Annotated in this window: 16 protein-coding genes; all 16 read left to right on the forward strand. The window is 57.6% G+C overall.

What is annotated here, in order from left to right; all coding sequences use genetic code 11:
• Positions 1 to 164: 164 nt before the first annotated feature.
• From AAH450_RS11045 to AAH450_RS11120, 16 genes are read left to right on the forward strand one after another with little or no spacing between them, the layout of a single operon-like run.
• Positions 165 to 893, forward strand: coding sequence for a beta-ketoacyl synthase chain length factor (locus tag AAH450_RS11045; protein ID WP_342910243.1), 729 nt, complete (start codon positions 165 to 167; stop codon positions 891 to 893).
• The gene (locus AAH450_RS11050) at positions 886 to 1,665 is read left to right on the forward strand and encodes a lysophospholipid acyltransferase family protein (protein ID WP_342910244.1); all 780 of its coding nucleotides are present in this window, start codon (positions 886 to 888) and stop codon (positions 1,663 to 1,665) included. The genes AAH450_RS11045 and AAH450_RS11050 overlap by 8 nt, the downstream gene beginning before the upstream one ends.
• 25 nt (positions 1,666 to 1,690) lie before the next feature.
• Entirely contained in the window at positions 1,691 to 1,957 is a 267-nt protein-coding gene (locus AAH450_RS11055) for a phosphopantetheine-binding protein (protein ID WP_318790616.1), read from the forward strand.
• Positions 1,958 to 1,979: 22 nt separating this feature from the next.
• The gene (locus tag AAH450_RS11060; RefSeq protein ID WP_318790617.1) at positions 1,980 to 2,228 is read left to right on the forward strand and encodes an acyl carrier protein; all 249 of its coding nucleotides are present in this window, start codon (positions 1,980 to 1,982) and stop codon (positions 2,226 to 2,228) included.
• 9 nt (positions 2,229 to 2,237) lie between these two features.
• Positions 2,238 to 2,798, forward strand: coding sequence for a COG4648 family protein (locus tag AAH450_RS11065; protein WP_342910245.1), 561 nt, complete (start codon positions 2,238 to 2,240; stop codon positions 2,796 to 2,798).
• Positions 2,795 to 4,138: an AMP-binding protein gene (locus tag AAH450_RS11070; protein ID WP_342910246.1), complete on the forward strand. Its 1,344-nt coding sequence runs from the start codon at positions 2,795 to 2,797 to the stop codon at positions 4,136 to 4,138. The genes AAH450_RS11065 and AAH450_RS11070 overlap by 4 nt, the downstream gene beginning before the upstream one ends.
• A complete protein-coding gene (locus AAH450_RS11075; RefSeq protein ID WP_342910247.1) occupies positions 4,125 to 4,472 on the forward strand; it encodes a 3-hydroxyacyl-ACP dehydratase FabZ family protein in 348 nt (115 codons plus the stop codon). Before AAH450_RS11070 ends, AAH450_RS11075 begins: the two co-directional genes overlap by 14 nt.
• Entirely contained in the window at positions 4,466 to 6,172 is a 1,707-nt protein-coding gene (locus AAH450_RS11080; protein ID WP_342910248.1) for a glycosyltransferase family 2 protein, read from the forward strand. The genes AAH450_RS11075 and AAH450_RS11080 overlap by 7 nt, the downstream gene beginning before the upstream one ends.
• Entirely contained in the window at positions 6,166 to 6,588 is a 423-nt protein-coding gene (locus AAH450_RS11085) for an acyl-CoA thioesterase (protein ID WP_342910249.1), read from the forward strand. The genes AAH450_RS11080 and AAH450_RS11085 overlap by 7 nt, the downstream gene beginning before the upstream one ends.
• On the forward strand, positions 6,585 to 7,184 hold the full coding sequence (locus AAH450_RS11090) for an outer membrane lipoprotein carrier protein LolA (RefSeq protein ID WP_342910250.1): 600 nt from the start codon (positions 6,585 to 6,587) through the stop codon (positions 7,182 to 7,184). The genes AAH450_RS11085 and AAH450_RS11090 overlap by 4 nt, the downstream gene beginning before the upstream one ends.
• A complete protein-coding gene (locus AAH450_RS11095) occupies positions 7,156 to 9,474 on the forward strand; it encodes an MMPL family transporter (RefSeq protein ID WP_342910394.1) in 2,319 nt (772 codons plus the stop codon). Before AAH450_RS11090 ends, AAH450_RS11095 begins: the two co-directional genes overlap by 29 nt.
• Positions 9,471 to 10,040 carry a DUF3261 domain-containing protein gene (locus tag AAH450_RS11100; RefSeq protein WP_342910251.1) on the forward strand — a complete coding sequence of 190 codons (570 nt, stop codon included), beginning with the start codon at positions 9,471 to 9,473 and terminating at the stop codon, positions 10,038 to 10,040. Before AAH450_RS11095 ends, AAH450_RS11100 begins: the two co-directional genes overlap by 4 nt.
• Positions 10,037 to 11,194, forward strand: coding sequence for a beta-ketoacyl-[acyl-carrier-protein] synthase family protein (locus AAH450_RS11105; RefSeq protein ID WP_342910252.1), 1,158 nt, complete (start codon positions 10,037 to 10,039; stop codon positions 11,192 to 11,194). The genes AAH450_RS11100 and AAH450_RS11105 overlap by 4 nt, the downstream gene beginning before the upstream one ends.
• The gene (locus AAH450_RS11110; protein WP_342910253.1) at positions 11,187 to 11,660 is read left to right on the forward strand and encodes a hotdog family protein; all 474 of its coding nucleotides are present in this window, start codon (positions 11,187 to 11,189) and stop codon (positions 11,658 to 11,660) included. Before AAH450_RS11105 ends, AAH450_RS11110 begins: the two co-directional genes overlap by 8 nt.
• Complete coding sequence (locus tag AAH450_RS11115; protein WP_342910254.1) at positions 11,657 to 12,388, forward strand: 3-ketoacyl-ACP reductase FabG2; 732 nt, start codon at positions 11,657 to 11,659, stop codon at positions 12,386 to 12,388. The genes AAH450_RS11110 and AAH450_RS11115 overlap by 4 nt, the downstream gene beginning before the upstream one ends.
• Positions 12,385 to 13,617 carry a beta-ketoacyl-ACP synthase gene (locus AAH450_RS11120; protein ID WP_342910255.1) on the forward strand — a complete coding sequence of 411 codons (1,233 nt, stop codon included), beginning with the start codon at positions 12,385 to 12,387 and terminating at the stop codon, positions 13,615 to 13,617. Before AAH450_RS11115 ends, AAH450_RS11120 begins: the two co-directional genes overlap by 4 nt.
• The last annotated feature ends 1,429 nt before the right edge of the window (positions 13,618 to 15,046 follow it).

Below are 15,046 nucleotides of genomic sequence, written 5' to 3' on the forward strand. Positions count from 1 at the left end.
GTTGCGCTCTGCCGACAATCCCTTCATATCCGCTCACAGAACAAAACCGGGGATGGCTCGCAATTGCGGGTAAATCTGAGTGCTAATGAGGTCAGGCTGACGCTAAGCTGTAGCGCTATGCCTTTGCCGCATCGCCGCAGGGACGCTTTAAGAAGATTTGACGTATGAGATTAGCTTTTACACTCCTTGACTGGCAGGCGATGGCGCCGGGACTTAATGAGCAGGCCGACTGGCAACAGTGGGCAGGCGGCCCCCCCAATCTCGATGTCAGCCAGCCGATGGCCAAAACGCGCTTTTTGCCAATGATGACGGCCCGTCGTTTAATGGGCGGAAGCCGCGCCGCTGTGGAAAGCGGCCTGGCCCTGTTGCAGCGTCAGCGCGTGGATGCCATCGTGTTCAGCAGCCGTCATGGCGAGCTGGAGCGTAATCTGCGCATTCTGACCTCGCTGGCTCGCGAAGAAGATCTTTCGCCTACCGATTTCGCCATGTCCGTGCACAATGCCGCCGTGGGCAGCCTGACCATTGCTGCTGCAAAAGCACTGGTCAGCACCTCGCTGTCGGCGGGCGTAGACTCATTTCAGCAAGGGCTGGTTGAAGTGACCGCGCTGCACGCCGCCGGTTATCAGCAGGTGCTGCTGGTCGATTTCGATGGCGCTATCCCCGAATTTTACCATCAACACCTTCCCGCAAAAATGTTACGCAGTCCGTATGCCGTCGCGCTGTTACTGGCTGCTGGCGATTGTTACCGCTGTGAATCTACCCCCGTTGCGCAGAAAGAAGAGGGGGAGCTGCCGCAAAGTCTGCTGTTTTTACATGCCGTGCTGGCGGAGGCTGCCACCTTTACTCTCAAGGGCGACAGGCTGAACTGGCAGTGGACGCGCCGTGATGAGTGAGAAAACAGGGTGCGCGGCTTTATTAAACAGGCTCTGGCGAATAATGATGACCGGGGTCTGCTTTTCGCTGTTTGGCCTGGGCGGGCTGCTGCTGTCGGTGGTGTGGTTCAATTTGCTGTTGCTGATACAGCGCAACCCACTGCGGCGTCGGCAGTGGGCCAGGCGCACTATTTCGTTCAGCTTTCGCTGCTTTTTGCGTACCACACGTGCGCTGGGGGTGCTGGACTATCGCATTGAGGGGGCTGAAGCGCTGAGGCGCGATAGTCGATGTCTGGTCGTGGCTAATCATCCCTCTCTTATCGATTATGTGATGCTGGCTTCCGTGATGCCGGATGTGGACTGCCTGGTAAAAGCTGATTTGCAGCGGAATTTTTTTGTCAGTGGGGTAATACGCTCGGCCAGCTACCTGATTAACAGTCAGGCCGAAACGCTGTTGCCAGACTGCCAGCAGCGGCTGGACAACGGCGATGCCATCATGATTTTTCCTGAAGGTACCCGAACCCGCTATGGCGAGCCGCTAAAGCTTCAACGCGGCGCGGCGAATATTGCCGTGCGTTGCCGCTGTGACTTGCGTATTGTGCACATCCGCTGCACCCAACGGATGCTTGATAAACAGAGCCGCTGGTATCAGGTCCCTCCGGAAAAGCCGCTGTTTACCGTGACGGTAGGTGAACGTATAGAGAGCCAACGCTTTCTGGCGGGGAATGAGGATGCGCAGCCGCTGGCTGCCCGTCATCTGACCCAATTTTTGCAGCAGGCATTAACCCCGTAACATCAATAATTATTCGGAAACAGGTATGGAAGAGCTGGCGCTTGAAATTAAACAGATGATTATCGACACCCTCAATCTGGAAGAGATTACCACGCAGGATATAGAGAGCGATGCCCCGCTATTTGGCGACGGGCTGGGGCTGGACTCTATAGATGCGCTGGAGCTTGGTCTGGCGGTGAAGAATCGCTATGGCGTGGTGCTTTCGGCTGAGAGCGAAGAGATGCGTCAACATTTTTACTCCGTCTCTGCGCTGGCGGCTTTTATTCTGGCTCAGCGCAAGCTGGGTGCCTGATCCACAACATCGCGAGTTATTTATGGATAAGAATGAAATTTATCAGGAAGTCACCGGCCTGCTGGTGAAACTTTTTGAAGTCGACGCGGAAGCTATCCGGCCTGAGTCACGGCTGTATGAAGATCTGGAACTGGACAGCATTGATGCGGTGGACATGGTTGTGCATTTGCAAAAACGTATCGGGCGTAAAATTAAGCCGGAGATGTTTAAAGCCGTCCGCACCGTGCAGGATGTGGTCGATGCGGTCGATCAGCTGATCCGCGAAGAGTAATCCCGGAAGATGTTCAAGGTGTTGCAGGGCGCCAGCGCGCTGATGATGATCGCCTGGCCGCTTATGGTCTGGCTCTCGCTAACGCATCCTGCCTGGCGCTGGTTGCTGCCTTTTGCCGCGGTGCTGTTTATGCTGCGCTGGCTGATGCTGAGAGGGCGGCAGGGCGCTCTGCCTTTACTGGGAAAATGGCTGGCGCTGGCCGGTGCTGCATTAAGTCTCAGCACTTTGTTTCTGCGGGAAAACAGTCTGCTGTTGTGGTATCCGGTAATGGTTAACGCGGTCATGCTGATGCTCTTTGCTGGTTCATTATTCAGCCGTATGCCGCTGGTAGAGCGCCTGGCCAGGCTGCGTGAACCTGAACTGCCGCCGCGAGGGGTGCGCTGGACACGACGGGTGACGCAGATCTGGTCTCTGTTTTTTATCGTTAACGGGAGCGTCGCGCTGGCGACCTGCCTGATGAACAATCTTCTCTGGTGGACGTGGTGGAACGGGCTGGTCAGTTATCTGTTGATGGGGCTGCTGATGGCGGGCGAATGGCTGCTGCGGCAGCGAATGAGAACGCAGGCATGAGCACACTCCCGGTGGCGCAGTGGCTGAGCAACCCAGATGGTGGCCCAGTGGCGCGCCTTGGCGCGCAGCTGTTCAGTCGTCAGCAGTGGCAGCAGGAGGTAACGGCGCTGGGCCATCGTCTGCTGGCGCATCCCGCCCGGAGATGGGCGCTCTGCTTTGAAGACAGTTATCTGTTCAGCGTGGCCCTGCTGGCCACGCTGCATGCCGGCAAAGTGCCTGTTATCCCCGGCCACTGCCGCGAGTCGCTTTTACAGGAGCAAAGCAGCGAGTTTGACGCCGTGTTAACCGACGGCTGGTTTACGCTTAACTCTCCAATCCTCCAGCTTCCTCTCTCTGCCAATGCAGAAGCCTTCTGCTACTCCGCTCTGCCAGTGGTGAGTCCCGATGCTTTTGTCGTACTGTTTACCTCTGGTTCGACCGGCGCGCCACGGCAGGTCATCAAGCCGGTGCGCTGTCTTGACGCAGAGGCCCGCTGTCTGGCGGAGTACTGGGGAGATCGCCTTGCGGGCTGCACGGTGATTGCCACAGTCAGCCATCAGCATCTCTATGGCCTAACTTTCCGGCTGATCCTGCCGCTGGCGTTGGGGCTGCCCTTTGACTGTGGCCAGATACTCTATAGCGAGCAGCTCTCTGCCCTGGCAGCTTCAGAAGATTACCTGTTGATCAGCAGCCCCGCCTTTTTACGGCGGCTCGACCGCACCTTGCCTGCGCCGCGCTGCAAGCTGATCGTTTCCGCTGGCGGTGAGCTGCCCTGGTCCAGTGCGCAGGAGGTCAACAGCTGGCTGAAGCAGCCGGTGGAGGAAATTTATGGCAGCACCGAAACCGGCGTGCTGGCGGTGCGTAGCCGCACCACCGAAAAGCAGCTGTGGCAACCCTTTGATGGCGTGACTTTCTCGCAGGATGCCCGGCAGCGCTGGTGGGCCAGGTCGCCGCTGATCCCAGAGCCGCAGGGATGGCAGCTGGACGATAAACTGGCGTTTACCCGTACAGGCTTTCAGCTTGGTGGTCGCTACGATCGCACGGTAAAAGTTGAAGATAAGCGCGTTTCGCTGAGTGAAATTGAGCGACGGCTGCTGGCGTTGCCGCAGGTGACGGACGCCGCAGCGCTGGCAATCCGCCGTCCTGAACGCAGCGGCATTGGCGTGGTGCTGGTGCTGGATGCCGACTACGATGAGAAAACGCTGGCGCAGATGAAGCGTGAATGGCGGCAGGAACTCTGTCGCTGGCTGGAGCCGGTTGCCCTCCCGAGATACTGGCGAATTGTGAGCAGTATCCCGCATAACAGCCAAAGCAAGCGTGCCTGGCCACAAATAGAGGAGCTATTTTATGCTGCCCGTTGAGCTTTCCTGCCAGCAACAGGCTGGAAAGGCAGAACTTTTACTGAAGGTAGAGCCAGATCTGTTCTGGTTCCGCGGTCATTTCCCCACGCAGCCGCTATTGCCTGGTGTCGCCCAGCTTGACTGGGTGATGCACTACGGTGTGGCGTTGCTGGCACCCGACAGGCAGTTTTCAGCGGTTGAAAATATCAAATTTCAGCAGCCGATCCTGCCGGGCCATACCCTTAAACTGACGCTGAGCTGGCAGAGTGAGAAAAGCTGCCTGCAATTCGACTATCAGATTGTGGATGGCGAACAGCCCCAGCGGGCCAGCAGCGGGAAGATCACGCTGTGCTAGCGACCTTTTCCCCCTGCGTGGTGATCCCCTGTTATAACCACGGGGCGATGATGGCCTCAGTGCTGGCAAGGCTGGCGCCTTTTGGCCTGCCGGTGTTTATCATTGACGACGGCAGCGATGAGGCTACACAGGCCTGCCTGGCAGCAGTAGATCACGAGAACGTTACGCTTATCCGCCTGCCGCAGAATCGCGGCAAGGGTGCGGCAGTGATGCGTGGGCTACAGGCGGCTGCCGCTGCCGGATTCAGCCATGCGCTACAGGTCGACGCAGATGGCCAACATCAGATTGAAGACAGCCCTGCACTGCTGGCAGAGGCGCGTCAGCATCCCGATTGCCTGATTTCCGGCCAGCCAATCTATGACGACTCGATCCCCAAATCTCGTCTCTATGGCCGTTACATCACCCATTTTTGGGTATGGGTGGAAACCCTGTCGTTTTCCATCAGGGACAGCATGTGTGGCTTCCGTGTCTATCCTCTGGCACCGACGCTGGCACTGGCAACACGGCATCCCATTGGCGAGCGCATGGATTTTGACACTGAAATCATGGTGCGCCTTTACTGGCACGGCACGCCAGGCCGTTTTATTCCCACCCGTGTGACCTATCCTGTTGATGGTGTATCGCATTTCGATGCGCTTCATGACAACCTGCGGATCTCCTGGATGCATACGCGTCTGTTTTTCGGCATGCTGCCGCGCATCCCGTCGCTGCTTAAGCGCCGCCGTGGAGAGCACTGGGCGGGCATAAAGGAGCGTAAAGGGCAGTCGGGCCTGAAATTTATGCTGTGGATTTATCGCTTCTTCGGGCGGGGGGTATTCACCTGTTTGCTCTGGCCCGTTATCGGGTTTTACTGGCTTACCGGCGGCCCTCAGCGGGCTGCTTCCCGTCAGTGGATCAAACATATTCGCCAGTATGCCCGCCAGCAACATCGCACGCTGCCCGGCCGGGTAAACAGCTTCCATCACTATCTTCGTTTTGGCGAGTCGATGCTGGAGAAGATTGCCAGCTGGCGGGGCGATCTGCGCTGGGGAAAAGAGATCGATTTTGCCCCCGGCGCGGAAGAGGTCATCGCCAGCGGGAAGCCAGGCGGCAGAGTGATTCTGGCCTCGCATCTTGGTGATATTGAGGCCTGCCGGGCGCTGGCACAGCAGGTGAGCGGGCTGGTGATCAATGCGCTGGTCTTTACCGACAACGCGCAGCGTTTTCGTCAGGTGATGGATGAGATAGCGCCAGAGGCCAGCAGGCATGTAATGCCGGTGACGGACATTGGCCCGGAAACCGCCATTTTGCTTAAGCAGAAGCTGGATGCCGGAGAGTGGATAGCGATAGTCGGTGACCGGACAGCCGTGAATCGTCAGCGAGGCGGAGTAAGACGGGTGATCTGGAGCGACTTTCTCGGCAAGCCCGCCCCTTTTCCACAGGGGCCTTTCGTGCTGGCTGCTGCCCTGCGCTGCCCGGTGCTGCTGATGTTTGCCTTGAGGGAAGAGGGAAAGCTGCGGCTGCATTGCGAACCTTTTGCCGACCCGCTGGTATTACCCCGCGCTACACGCCAGCAGGCATTACAGCAGGCCGTGGACAGCTATGCCGACAGGCTGGCGCACCATGCGCTGATGGCGCCGCTGGACTGGTTTAATTTTTTCGATTTCTGGCAACTGCCGGAGCAACCGCAAACGGATGAGAAAGAGGAATCACAGTGTTAAACGACCCGCGTTTTTCTGTTGAAGTGGAAATGAGCATTCCTTTTCATGATGTGGATGCCATGGGCGTTGTCTGGCACGGCAACTATTTCCGCTATTTTGAGATTGCCCGCGAAGCGCTGTTGCGAAAATTCAATTATGGCTATCGGGAGATGAAAGCCTCCGGCTACCTGTGGCCGGTGGTAGATACGCGGGTGAAATACCGCGCGGTGCTGACCTTTGAGCAGACGATTCGCGTGCGTGCCACGCTGGAAGAGATAGAGAACCGGTTGCGTATCGCCTATCAAATCTTTGACGCCCGGAGCGGTAAGCGCCTCACCACTGCCTATACCATTCAGGTTGCGGTGGAAGAGAGCAGCCAGGAGATGAGTTTTGTCTCGCCTCCCATCCTGTTTGAACGTCTGGGAGTGCAGCTATGATCCGCTTTCTGCTTGCCGGGCTGCTGCTGTTAAGCGCTGCTGTTCAGGCGGTTACGCTTGACGATCTTCAGCAACGTTTCGCCAGTCAGGCGGTTGTGCGGGCTGATTTCACTCAGCTGCGGGAAATCAAAGGGATGGGACCGCTTAAATCCAGCGGCGAGCTGCTGATTGCCCAGGATAAGGGATTGTGGTGGCATCAGGCCAGGCCTTTCCCCCTGACGCTGGTGCTGGATGACAAGCGCATGATGCAGGTGATGAACGGCCAGGCACCGCAGATTGTCACGGCAGAGAGTAACCCCCAGATGTTTCAGTTCAATCATCTGCTGCGTGCGCTGTTCCGGGCCGATCGTCGGGTGCTGGAGCAAAACTTTGCGCTGGATTTTCAGGATCGCGGGCAGGGTAAATGGCAGCTGGTTCTGACACCAAAAACCTCACCGCTGGATAAATTGTTTAATACCATTACGCTACAGGGCGCAACCTGGCTGGAGGCAATTGAGCTGAACGACCGTCAGGGTGACAAAACGGCAATTTCTCTCAGCAATCAGCGAACCACAGCCAGTCTGACCACTGAGGAGCAACAGCGTTTTGTTTTCTGATACGCCACGTCGTCTTGCTCTGGGCTGGTTGACGATCTGCCTGCTGCTGGTCGCCTTGCTGGTGATGCTTTTGCCCAGAGCGACCATTAACAGCAGCGTGCTGGCGTTGCTGCCGGAACAGGCGATGGGGGAGATCCCTCCCGAGCTGCAACAGGGCTTTATGCAGCGGCTGGATCGCCAGCTTGTCTGGCTGGTCAGCGCTGGCGATACTCCCGATCCTGCCGTCGCCGACTGGTATCTGAAGCAGCTACAGGCGATGCCGATGCTGCAAAATGTTCAGGGACCGATGGCGGCCGACAGGCAGCAAGCCTGGGGGAAATTTGCCTGGCAGCACCGCAATGCCCTGATCGACCCGGCCACCCGCGCCAGGCTGGCAAACGGCGGTTCGGCGCAGGGCGACTGGGTGCTGGGGCAGCTCTATTCGGCCTTTGCTGGCGTCAGTGGCCAGGAGCTGACGCACGACCCGCTGCTGCTGGTGCGCGGTGCGCAGCTGGCGCTACAGCAAAACAGCGGAAAACTTGGCCTGAGCCAGGGCTGGCTGACCACCACCGATAAGCAGGGAAGGGTATGGTACTTCCTGCATGCTGAACTCAACGGCAGCTCTTTCGATATGCAGCAAAGCCGGGCAATTGTGGCGCAGCTTGCCGATCTTAAAAGCCGTCTGAAGAGAGCGTATCCAGAGGCGCAGCTGCTGGCGCGGGGCACGGTCTGGTTCAGTGATTATGCCAGCCAGCAGGCAAAGCACGATGTTTCCACGCTGGGCGTTGCCACCGTTATCGGCGTCCTGCTGTTGGTGTTTTCCGTGTTTCGCTCGTTTCGTCCGCTGCTGCTATGCGCTTTGTCGGTAGGCGTGGGAGCGCTGGCCGGCATTGTCGTCACGCTGTTACTGTTTGGCGAACTGCATCTGATGACGCTGGTGATGAGCCTGAGCATTGTCGGTATCTCGGCTGACTACACCTTATATTACCTGACGGAACGTATGGTTCATGGCATGGAAGCCACGCCTGCTCAGAGCCTGCAAAAAGTGATCCGCGCATTGCTGCTGGCATTAGGCACGACGGCCATTGCCTGGCTGATTATGGTTTTCGCACCCTTTCCGGGAATTCGTCAGCTGGCGGTCTTCGCGGCCGCGGGGCTGACCGCCTCCTGCCTGACGGTGATCTGCTGGTATCCTCTGTTAGTGAAAGGCTTGCCGGTTCGTCCGGTTCCGCAGCTGGCCCTGATGGGGCGCTGGTTGGCAAGCTGGAGAAGAGATCGCCGGATGCGCCTGGGGTTGCCGTTGCTGGTGGCGGCCATTTCACTCTTTGGCCTGGCAAAATTGCAGGTGAATGATGATATCTCGCAGCTACAGGCTCTGCCGCCAGCGTTGCTGGCTCAGGAGAAACAGGTAACGCAACTGACCGGACAAAGCGCCGATCAGACCTGGATGGTGGTCTATGGCGACACGCCGGAGCAGACGCTGCAACGGCTGGAGGCGCTTGCGCCTGAACTGGAGAAGGCCAGAACGCACCAGTGGCTGCAACAATATCGTCTGTTGCCGCTTGCCTCTTTACGACAGCAGCAGCAGGATAACCTTCTGCTCAGCAAGGCAGCGCCTCAGGTGATGGCGCAGTTGCAGCAGGCGGGTGTAAAAATTGCCGCGCCGGATCTTTCAGCCATGACAGTAACGCCAGAGCAATGGCTTAACAGCCCAAACAGCGAGGGCTGGCGTCTGCTCTGGCTTTCAGTTGCGGAGGGACGTAGCGGTGTGCTGGTACCGGTGACTGGGGTGAGCAACAGCGCCGCGCTGGCCGCGCTGGCTAAAAGCATGCCGGGCGTCAGCTGGATCGATCGTAAAGCCACCTTTGATCGGCTCTTTGCCTTTTACCGCACGCTGCTGGGCTGGTTGCTTGCTGCGGCGCTGGTCGCCATCGCGCTGAGCTATATGTTGCGGCTGGGCTTACGGCAGGGGGCAATCAGCGTGCTGCCCTCGGTATTGTCGCTGGGGGGCGGACTTGCTGCATTATCGCTTTCAGGGCATTCCCTGAACCTCTTCTCCCTGCTGGCGCTGGTTCTGGTCCTGGGGATTGGCATTAATTACACCCTGTTCTTCAGTAATCCCCGTGGCACGCCGATAACCTCATTGCTGGCGGTGACGCTGGCCATGGCGACGACCTTGCTGACGCTGGGTATGCTGGTTTTCAGCAGCACTCAGGCCATCGCCAGTTTTGGCATTGTGTTATGCAGCGGCATTTTCACCGCATTTTTACTGGCTCCCCTTGCTATGCCGCCTAAAAGGAAAAAAAGATGAGAGCGACTGTCGTGGCTGCGCTGGCCCTGCTGCTGCTGGCGGGTTGTGCCAGCAAACCTGATGAAACCCGCCCTGAAGCCTGGCTGAAGCCTGGTGTTAAGGTGACGCTGCCCGCGCCAGGCATTGAACCCGCCTTCACTGAGCAACAGCTGCTGACCGGGACTTTTAAAGGCAAAAAACAGTCCCTGCTGGTGCTGCTTAGCGCACAGAGTCAGCAGCTGACGCTGGCAGGGCTTTCCTCGCTTGGGATCCGGCTGTTCAGGGTAACTTACGATAGCAGCGGCATTCATACTGAACAGTCGATTGTTCTGCCAGAGATGCCGCCAGCCAGTCAGGTGCTGGCAGATATCATGCTGAGCCACTGGCCCATAGCGGCATGGCAATCCCACCTGCCAGCAGGCTGGACGCTGAAAGAGAGAGAGGATCGCCGCCAGCTGCGCGACCCGCAGGGCAAACTGGTTACCGAGATCCGCTATTTGCAGCGCGGTGACAGGCGTGAACCTGTCAGCGTTCAGCAGTTTGCTTTTGGCTATCAAATACTTATTCAACATCTGGATGCGCAATGATTTACATTTCGGCGGTGGGCATGCTCAGTGCGCTGGGAAACGATATGGCGACAACGGCCATTAATCTGGCGGGGAATTTCGCACCCGGCATGCGTCCGGACAGCGGCTGGCTGCTGCATGGTAAACCCTGCTGGACGGGTAAGGTGGAGGCCGATCTGCCTGAGATACCTGAACCCTTTGCCGCGCATCGCAGCCGGAATAACCAGCTGCTGCTGGCCGCTCTGCAACAAATCCAGCCACAGGTCGATGAGGCGATAGCCACCTTTGGCCGTGATCGTATCGCTGTTGTGCTTGGCACCAGCACCTCCGGTCTGAATGAAGCGGATAACCGGATTGCCGGGCAGGCTGAAAATTATCACTATTATCAGCAGGAGTTGGGCGATCCTGCGCGTTTTATGGCGAACTGTCTGGCGCTTGCTGGCCCTGCCTACACGCTTTCCACCGCCTGTTCCTCCAGCGCCCGTGCGTTGATCAGCGGGCAGCGGTTGCTGGAGGCTGGACTGGCGGATGTGGCGATTGTTGGCGGTGCAGATACGCTGAGCCGCATGCCGGTTAACGGTTTTGACAGCCTGGAGTCGCTCTCGCCCACGCAATGCGCCCCGTTCAGCAAGCAACGGGACGGCATCACCATTGGTGAAGGAGCGGCGTTGATGGTGCTGACCAAAACGCCTCAGGCCGTTGCTATCCTGGGCGTGGGTGAATCCTCTGATGCGTACCATATGTCCGCGCCGCATCCTCAGGGCGAAGGGGCGATTCGGGCGATCAGGATGGCACTTGAGCAGGCGAATCTGGCGCCTGGCGCGCTGGGTTATATCAATCTGCACGGCACCGCCACGCGGCTGAACGATCGGATTGAAGCGGATGTGGTCAGCCAGATCTTTGGCGACACCGTTCCCTGTAGTTCCACCAAGCATCTTACAGGGCATACGCTGGGCGCAGCGGGCATTTGCGAAGCGGCGATAAGCTGGCTGCTGCTTACTCAGCCTGTGCCGCTTCCGCCGCAGGATTTCACCCTCACTGTTCAGGATGATACCCTGGCAGAGTGTGGGCTGTTACGCCAGGCTCGTCCACTCTCCGGCTCCGCGATAATGAGTAACTCTTTTGCCTTTGGGGGCAACAATACCTGCCTGATTCTGGGAAAGCATAATGGTTGACTATAAACGGGCGGCTGACTATCTGCCGCATGATGCGCCAATGGTGCTGGTGGAAAAGGTTCTCTGGGTAAGCGAAGAGAGTGCCTGCTGCCAGGTAACAGTGGGTGAGGGCGTGCTGTCCCCTTTTCTGAATGCTGAGGGCGATCTGCCTGCCTGGTTTGGCATTGAAATTATCGCTCAGACTATTGGCGTCTGGTCCGGCTGGCACGGGCGTGTGCAAAGTGACCACAAGCCCTCTCCGGGAATGCTGTTAGGCGGCAGGGGATACCGCTGCCAGGGGGCCGTTTTCCCCGCAGGGGCCACGCTTGAAGTTACCGTCACGCTTTTAATGCGCGATGAAAAAATTGGCAGCTTCGAGGGGGCCATCACGATTAATGGCGAACGCTACGCCAGCGGCAGGTTGAATACTTATCAGCCTGACCGGGAAGAACTCAACCAACTTATGCAACAGGGTAATAACCAATGACACGTTCTGTACTGGTCACGGGTGGCAGCAAAGGCATTGGCCGGGCGATAGCTCTGCGTCTGGCCGCCGAAGGTTTTAGCGTCGTTGTGCATTATCACAGCGACCGTGCGGGAGCCGAAGAGACGCTGCGCCAGATGCAAGAGGCGGGCGGCGCGGGGCGCGTTCTGGGTTTTGATATCGCCAACAGAGAGCAGTGCCGTACGCTGATAGAGCAGGACATTGCCGATTTTGGCGCCTACTACGGCGTGGTCAGCAATGCGGGGATTACCCGCGATGGTGCGTTTCCTGCCCTGAGCGAAGAGGACTGGGACAGCGTGATCCATACCAATCTGGACAGTTTCTACAACGTTATTCACCCCTGCATCATGCCGATGATAGGTCTGCGCAAAGGGGGACGTATTATTACGCTGTCGTCCGTTTCCGGGCTGATGGGCAATCGCGGTCAGGTCAATTACAGCGCGGCTAAGGCGGGTATTATTGGTGCCACCAAAGCGCTGGCAATTGAGCTGGCAAAACGCAAAATCACCGTGAACTGTATCGCACCGGGTCTGATCGATACCGGGATGATCCAGATGGAGCCGGAGGCGGTTACAGAAGCGATGAGAATGATCCCGATGAAGCGGATGGGGCAGACTGAGGAAGTGGCGGGTCTGGCGAGCTATCTGATGTCGGATATCGCGGGCTACGTGACCCGTCAGGTCATCTCGATCAACGGAGGCATGTTGTGATCCGCCGGGTTGTGGTGACGGGAATGGGGGGTGTAACGGCGTTCGGCAACAGCTGGCCGGAAATTTCCGCGAGAATGCGCGCCGGACGTAATGCGGTGCGCAGGATGCCGGAATGGCAGGTCTATGATGGGCTTAATACGCTTTTAGGCGCGCCGGTTGATGATTTCACCCTGCCGCAGCATTACACACGCAAACGCATCCGTTCCATGGGGCGGGTTTCACTGATGGCGACCCGCGCCAGTGAACTTGCGCTGGAGCAGGCCGGGTTGCTGGAACATCCCGTGCTCAACAACGGCGAGACCGGTATCGCTTACGGTTCATCGACCGGCAGCACCGGCCCGGTAAGCGAATTCGCCACCATGCTGACCGAGAAGCACACCAATAACATTACCGGCACCACTTACGTGCAGATGATGCCACATACGGCTGCGGTGAATACCGGTCTGTTCTTTGGGCTGCGTGGCCGGGTGATCCCGACATCCAGTGCCTGTACATCCGGCAGCCAGGCCATTGGCTATGCATGGGAAGCGATCCGACACGGTTATCAGACGGTGATGGTGGCAGGCGGGGCAGAGGAGCTTTGTCCGTCAGAAGCGGCGGTTTTCGATACGCTGTTTGCCACCAGCCAGCGTAACGATGCGCCAGAAACCACCCCTTCACCTTTCGACAAGCAGCGGGATGGTCTGGTCATAGGCGAGGGCGCAGGCACGCTGGTGCTGGAAGAGCTGGAGCATGCAAAGGCTCGCGGTGCGACAATTTATGCGGAGATAGTTGGGTTTTATACCAACTGTGATGCGGCGCATATTACGCAACCTCAGCGTGAAACCATGCAGATTTGTATTGAAGGCGCGCTGAAAATGGCCGGGTTGAGCGCCAGTGAGATCGGTTATATCAACGCCCATGGTACGGCAACCGATCGGGGTGATGTGGCAGAGAGTCTGGCCACAGCGGCAATTTTTGGTAACGGTACGCCGATCTCTTCCTTCAAGAGCTATTTCGGCCATACGCTGGGCGCTTGCGGTGCGCTGGAGGCGTGGCTGAGCATTGAAATGATGCGGGAAGGGTGGTTTGCGCCCACGCTGAATCTCACCGAGCCTGCTGAAGATTGCGGCAAGCTGGATTACATCATGCACCAGCCGCGTGAGTTGCAAACCGATTATGTGCAGTCGAATAATTTCGCGTTTGGCGGCATTAATACCTCGCTTATTTTCCGCCGCTGGGCGGAGTAGAGATCAAATACGGGGTGCCACCCATTGAATTCGGGGTTGCTGGGGAGTCTGGTGTTCACACAGGTCAAAACCTGGTCGGTGCAAAGGTGTCACCATAGAGCACGTTAGCCGAGACGCCGTAGTGCTAAATGTTAACGTTGATATGTTGCGCGGCATTAGCGCAAGCCTGGCTGCCGCATCCCTGCGGCAGTCACCTGGCTAAGGCATTCCGGGATGCCGTTCATTAAATTCGGCGTTGTTGGTGGGTTTGGCATTTACACAGGTCAAAACCGGATCGGTGCAAAGGCGTCACCCCGGAGTGCCTTATCCGAGACGCCGTAGTGCGTAATGTTAACTTTGATATGTTGCGCAGCATTAGCGCAAGCCTGGATGCCGCATCCCTGCGGCATACACTCGGCTAATGCACTCCGGGGTGCCACCCATTGAATTCGGTGTTGTGGGTGAGTTTGGCGTTCACACAGGTCAAAATCGGGTCGGTGCAAAGGTGTCACCATAGAGCACGTTAGCCGAGACGCCGTAGTGCTAAATGTTAACTTTGATATGTTGCGCAGCATTAGCGCAAGCCTGGCTGCCGCATCCCTGTCGCAGTCACCCGGCTAAGGCATTCCGGGATGCCGTTCATTAAATTCGGCGTTGTTGGCGGGTTTGGCATTTACACAGGTCAAAACCGGATCGGTGCAAAGGCGTCACCACGGAGCACGTTATCCGGGACGCCGTAGTGCTAAATGTTAACTTTGATATGTTGCGCGGCATTAGCGCAAGCCTGGCTGCCGCATCCCTGTGGCAGTCACCCGGCTAAGGCATTCCGGGATGCCGTTCATTAAATTCGGCGTTATTGGCGGGTTTGGCATTTACACAGGTCAAAACCGGATCGGTGCAAAGGCGTCACCCCGGAGTGCCTTATCCGAGACGCCGTGAACCCTTCCATGGGGGCTTGGATGCCGCATCCCTGCGGCATACACTCGGCTAATGCACTCCGGGGTGCCACCCGTTAAATTCAGTGTTGTTGGTGAGTTTGGCATTCACACAGGTCAAAACCAGACTTGATGCTGGTTTTGGTTTTGGTTTTGGTTTTGGTTTTGGACCTGGACGTTGGTTTTCTGTAACAGGCAACACCAATGCTGTGGGGAAGGGAGAGGGGGCTGATAAGCAAAAGCTAAGCGGCATGGACGCCGCTTCGCAGCCCCCAGGGAGGGGTTCACGGCGTTTTTGTGTTCAGCCCCCTCTCCCTGACCAGGCTACTGGCCCTTCAGACGACATGCTTTTTAATTCAATACCCCATTCACCCTGACCAGACTACTAACCCCTCAGACGGCACGCTTTTAATCCAGTATCCCATTCACCCTGACCAGACTACTGCCCCCTCAGACGACATGCTTTTAATTCAATACCCCATTCACCCTGACCAGACTACTGACCCTTCAGACGG

The organism is Erwinia magellanica (assembly GCF_039023495.1).
Classification (GTDB): Bacteria; Pseudomonadota; Gammaproteobacteria; order Enterobacterales; family Enterobacteriaceae; genus Erwinia.

What these genes read in the sequence shown, in the direction of transcription:
- AAH450_RS11045 (WP_342910243.1), top strand. Translation starts at nt 165, where the DNA reads ATGAGATTAGCTTTTACACTCCTTGACTGGCAGGCGATGGCGCCGGGA.
- AAH450_RS11050 (WP_342910244.1), top strand. Translation starts at nt 886, where the DNA reads ATGAGTGAGAAAACAGGGTGCGCGGCTTTATTAAACAGGCTCTGGCGA.
- AAH450_RS11055 (WP_318790616.1), top strand. Translation starts at nt 1,691, where the DNA reads ATGGAAGAGCTGGCGCTTGAAATTAAACAGATGATTATCGACACCCTC.
- AAH450_RS11060 (WP_318790617.1), top strand. Translation starts at nt 1,980, where the DNA reads ATGGATAAGAATGAAATTTATCAGGAAGTCACCGGCCTGCTGGTGAAA.
- AAH450_RS11065 (WP_342910245.1), top strand. Translation starts at nt 2,238, where the DNA reads ATGTTCAAGGTGTTGCAGGGCGCCAGCGCGCTGATGATGATCGCCTGG.
- AAH450_RS11070 (WP_342910246.1), top strand. Translation starts at nt 2,795, where the DNA reads ATGAGCACACTCCCGGTGGCGCAGTGGCTGAGCAACCCAGATGGTGGC.
- AAH450_RS11075 (WP_342910247.1), top strand. Translation starts at nt 4,125, where the DNA reads ATGCTGCCCGTTGAGCTTTCCTGCCAGCAACAGGCTGGAAAGGCAGAA.
- AAH450_RS11090 (WP_342910250.1), top strand. Translation starts at nt 6,585, where the DNA reads ATGATCCGCTTTCTGCTTGCCGGGCTGCTGCTGTTAAGCGCTGCTGTT.
- AAH450_RS11100 (WP_342910251.1), top strand. Translation starts at nt 9,471, where the DNA reads ATGAGAGCGACTGTCGTGGCTGCGCTGGCCCTGCTGCTGCTGGCGGGT.
- AAH450_RS11105 (WP_342910252.1), top strand. Translation starts at nt 10,037, where the DNA reads ATGATTTACATTTCGGCGGTGGGCATGCTCAGTGCGCTGGGAAACGAT.
- AAH450_RS11110 (WP_342910253.1), top strand. Translation starts at nt 11,187, where the DNA reads ATGGTTGACTATAAACGGGCGGCTGACTATCTGCCGCATGATGCGCCA.
- AAH450_RS11115 (WP_342910254.1), top strand. Translation starts at nt 11,657, where the DNA reads ATGACACGTTCTGTACTGGTCACGGGTGGCAGCAAAGGCATTGGCCGG.